Here is a 253-nt window from a genome sequence, read left to right as displayed (position 1 = left end):
ACCATGAACGCCATGCAGCCGCCCCAGAGCATTGAGGAAATCAAGGCGGGGCTGGAAACCACCGAGAAAGGCGGTGTCCGTCAGAGCATCCGGAACTGCCTGACCGTATTCCAGCGTGACCCTCTGCTTTCCGGGGCTATCGCATACAACATCCTAACTGACCGCAAGGACATCATAAAGCCCATCGGCTTCCACAGAGAAAGCACCGCCCTGAACGATACGGACATGAAGTATCTGCTTCTCTATCTGGAAG

1 protein-coding gene is annotated in these 253 nt (G+C 55.3%); it reads left to right on the top strand.

Features of this window, described 5'->3' with window-relative positions; translation table 11 throughout:
* Positions 1-3: 3 nt before the first annotated feature.
* A partial coding sequence (locus LIZ66_RS20400; RefSeq protein ID WP_173774357.1) for a hypothetical protein occupies positions 4-253 on the top strand: 250 nt, incomplete at its 3' end.

The organism is Blautia faecis (assembly GCF_020554845.1).
Taxonomy (GTDB): Bacteria; Bacillota; Clostridia; order Lachnospirales; family Lachnospiraceae; genus Blautia_A; species Blautia_A faecis.
Note: the sequence above shows the minus strand (reverse complement) of the source record. Positions and strands in the feature narration are given on the sequence as shown.